The 3535-nt window shown below is 29.3% G+C and carries 4 protein-coding genes; all 4 read right to left on the bottom strand.

Annotation, left to right across the window (positions count from 1 at the left end; translation table 11 throughout):
* Positions 1-440 (bottom strand): Bax inhibitor-1 family protein (locus VIM70_RS12015; protein WP_331946003.1); only part of this gene is annotated, 440 nt, incomplete at its 3' end.
* Positions 441-641: 201 nt separating this feature from the next.
* Positions 642-755 carry a hypothetical protein gene (locus VIM70_RS23440; protein WP_414648712.1) on the bottom strand — a complete coding sequence of 38 codons (114 nt, stop codon included), beginning with the start codon at positions 753-755 and terminating at the stop codon, positions 642-644.
* Positions 756-1214: 459 nt separating this feature from the next.
* Positions 1215-2348 carry a hypothetical protein gene (locus VIM70_RS12005; RefSeq protein ID WP_331946002.1) on the bottom strand — a complete coding sequence of 378 codons (1134 nt, stop codon included), beginning with the start codon at positions 2346-2348 and terminating at the stop codon, positions 1215-1217.
* A gap of 73 nt (positions 2349-2421) precedes the next feature.
* A complete protein-coding gene (locus tag VIM70_RS12000) occupies positions 2422-3342 on the bottom strand; it encodes a BRCT domain-containing protein (RefSeq protein WP_331946001.1) in 921 nt (306 codons plus the stop codon).
* Positions 3343-3535 lie beyond the last annotated feature (193 nt).

Below are 3535 nucleotides of genomic sequence, written 5' to 3'. Positions count from 1 at the left end.
ATTTGCATAATAGTAAGTAAAATTAAACCTATTACAAACATCATGGCAAATTGACCTATTGCACTTAAGTCTTTCTTTGTTGTTATCCCTACCATTCCACTACTTAAAAACATTAATGAAGTTAGAGCAAACACAGTAATTAATTGCCCTTGATTTGCAATTAAAAAAACTATACTCAATGTTACACCATTTACTGCTGAATAAACCAAGAACCAAAATATTGCTGATGCAGTAGACATTTTAGCAACTCTCTTAACTAATGTTAAAACCATAACCAGTTCCAGAATCATAGCCCCATAAATTACTGTTGTAGGTACATTCATTATATAGTTACTCATAAACAGACCAACTATAAATGTTATTAGTAGTCCAACTGCCATTAGACATAAAGTCTTTCCTATAAAGGTAGATCTGCTTTTTATCAAACTATTACTTTCCAAACTAACGCACTCCTTTATTACTTATATTTATTAGTTTTTGCACTATACAAACAATTTGTATCTTTTATTATAACATTTTTCTATTGAGATTTAATACAATTATCATCATTTGCATTAAATTAACAAACTAAAGAAAGAGATGGTCAATTGTTTTAGAGTTAATCTAAAGCATTTAACCATCCCTTTGTTATTTTCATCCTTTTACTTCTTAATAGGAATCCAAACCTCACATCTGTAATCAGAAGAGTGTATATCACCTGCTGGATAAATTTCAAGCTCCGGTGCGCATTCATGCTGATATCCTGTTGAGGGCATCCACTCTGAAAATATCCTTCGAGTAATATCTTGCAACGCTTCAGGTAGTAGTTATTTTTGTTTGTTTACCTACTACTTTAAAGCTTTCTTTGTCAACAATCTTATAATTCATATCTTTTTCTCCTTTTATTGAAATATGAAAGGATAGTTTGCCACCTTCTCAATATCAAGTTTTTCAGTAATGTGAGCCTCTAGATATTCGAGTGCGTTGTTCATTGAATCAAGCCAATCCATAATCCCACTCCTCTCTATTACTATAGTAAATGTTTTATAAACATTTGTCCTGTCTTTAAATGCTGCCTAATGACAGGTTCTACATTAATTACCACATACCTCTATATTAATAACATTTTTATAAATAAATACTGGTTATTTGTTAAACCAATTAGAAAAAGCCTACCCCATAGATTCCTCTATAAAATAAACTTTTGCTGTTACCTTTATTATTGTAGTTTCTTACTATTGTTTAAATTTAATATTATTTGAGTTAAGCAATTTTTCAACGTGTGTTTGTTGTTTTAATACCCAGTCAATCACATTTGTTATGTTATTGCCATTTGTAGATTTTATATACTCTGAATAACTTTGACTAATCTTCTCTAAAAAGTCTTTATCTAATCTATCATAAAATATAAATTCAACATTTAATTTCTTTAACTCACGTACTATGAATCTTAGTTTACTTTCTAAAGTTTCTCCATAACCTAATGAACAATCTAAATCTTCTTTATACCTTGATGATGCAAATAAAGATAACCCATTATCATACAACCTATAAAATTGTAAAATTCCATTTGATTTATAAAAAGAAAAATTAGTATAGTTTCTATCCATCTGCCGTGTAATAACATCAAATAATCCCATTCTCAATACATCGAATTTAGTTTTATTAGGAGATGGAATCTTTAAAAACAACTTATAAAAATCTTCAAAACTTCCTTGGTCTAAACCAATTAAAACATTAGCAGGACTTAAGTCTTTAGTTTCATCTATTACTGAGAAACATAAACCATTTGGCAATGCTCCAGCTGGAGAACATTCTATACCTAATCTATTTGCTATTTCATAAGCTAGTTCTTCTGAGACATTATCATATGAATTAGTTTGTAATCTTTCCTTAACCACACATAAATTACCTTTTATCCTCGCTAAGTCTTTATTACATGCTCCATCAATATTTAGTTTTGTCTTTGTTGCATTTAATTTTATTAAATCAAAAGAATGATTTATTACTTTACCATCATCTATCATTATTGATGCCCAAGGTGAAGATTCATCATAACTCTCATCTTCATTAAATGCTAACCACAATTTATCTTTAATATTTATTCCTCTAGTTGCTACAAACACCTTAAAGTAAAGGTCTTCTTCATCTTCATTTAAATCTAATGATGCTAAAAATGAATTAAATCCAACTTGACTTACTGGTCTTATTCTATTTCTAACCCAATTATCAAACTGAGCCGAATTCATTATATTTTTATTTCTTCTATCAAAAAACAAATCTAAATTTATTATTTCCATTGTTTTATTCTCTACATTAATTTCTGCAACTGTTTTATCATAATATTTTAGGTAATAATATTTACTCATATCATACATCACCCCTTCTATACTTATTATATCATAATTATCTTGAATTAATATCGAGCGCTTAGCAAACACATTATTTCAAATCTTCAATTGAATCCCAGAAATCATTTTCATGTACCAAAATAATTTTATGTCCCTCTTTTCTAAGTTGGATAGCTTTTTCTACTTTTCTTCCATAACAAGCAAAAGCCCAACATGGATTACCGTCAGCTCCTACAACTAAATAATCAGTAACTTTAGTAACTGAATTACTGAACTTGCCACCAAATGATGATATTATATCAGAAATTTTAGAACGTGTTGTTTTCGCAGAGGTGCCAGTAAAGCAAAATATACTACCTTCCAAATCTATCTGAGGACATAATGAACATATACCCTCTATCTTTATACTTTTTTTAAGCTCATCAATCTCAAATTGGTTTAAATTATATGAGGTTGTTAAATCAATCAACTCACTGAAAAAAACCTTTAACGTATCTCTTTCTAATGAATCAATTTTGCCATCCTTTAATACAGATACTAAGAGGCTATATATCTCATCATAAGGATACGTTTTTACAAGGTGATCATTATCTTCAAGCCATTTCTTCAAACTAATAATCTCTAAATCAGTCATTTCTCCATCAGCTAAAATCCCATGTAAAATGCCATGTAAAACTTGAATGTCTGTAGTAACTATATCATAATACTCATTTTTATTTTTGAACTTATTACATAGCCATAAAATATCTTTAATTTCCTCAGAAGTTAGTTGCTTATCTTCTATGCATTCTTCAATCAAAGGAATAAATTCATTATAGGGATGCTTATTCATTAAATGTCTATGTAAACTACACCAATGTGTTAGTTCGTCGATCTCTTCTTGAACTATTTTAGCATCTGATACAATTCCATTTATAATACCTACTAAAGTGTGTATCGCTTTTTCTAATTCACTTCTAGACGTATATGTTCTGAAAGACATTGAATCATATTCTTTTAGTCTTAACTCCATTCTGTTATAACCTCCTCATTTAGTTTCACATTAATAATAAGCCTTAATATTTTACTCTTAAGTAAACACAGGCGTTACCGCCCATGCTCCTCGACGGAACCGTACTTGCCCTATTAAGGCATACGGCTCTTCACATCATATTTGAATCACCTATAGAACAAACTAACATTAATAGTTGGTTCTAATAATGGAA

The sequence above is a fragment of the Clostridium sp. genome, assembly GCF_036569345.1.
Taxonomy (GTDB): domain Bacteria; phylum Bacillota; class Clostridia; order Clostridiales; family Clostridiaceae; genus Clostridium_AD.
Note: the sequence above shows the minus strand (reverse complement) of the source record. Positions and strands in the feature narration are given on the sequence as shown.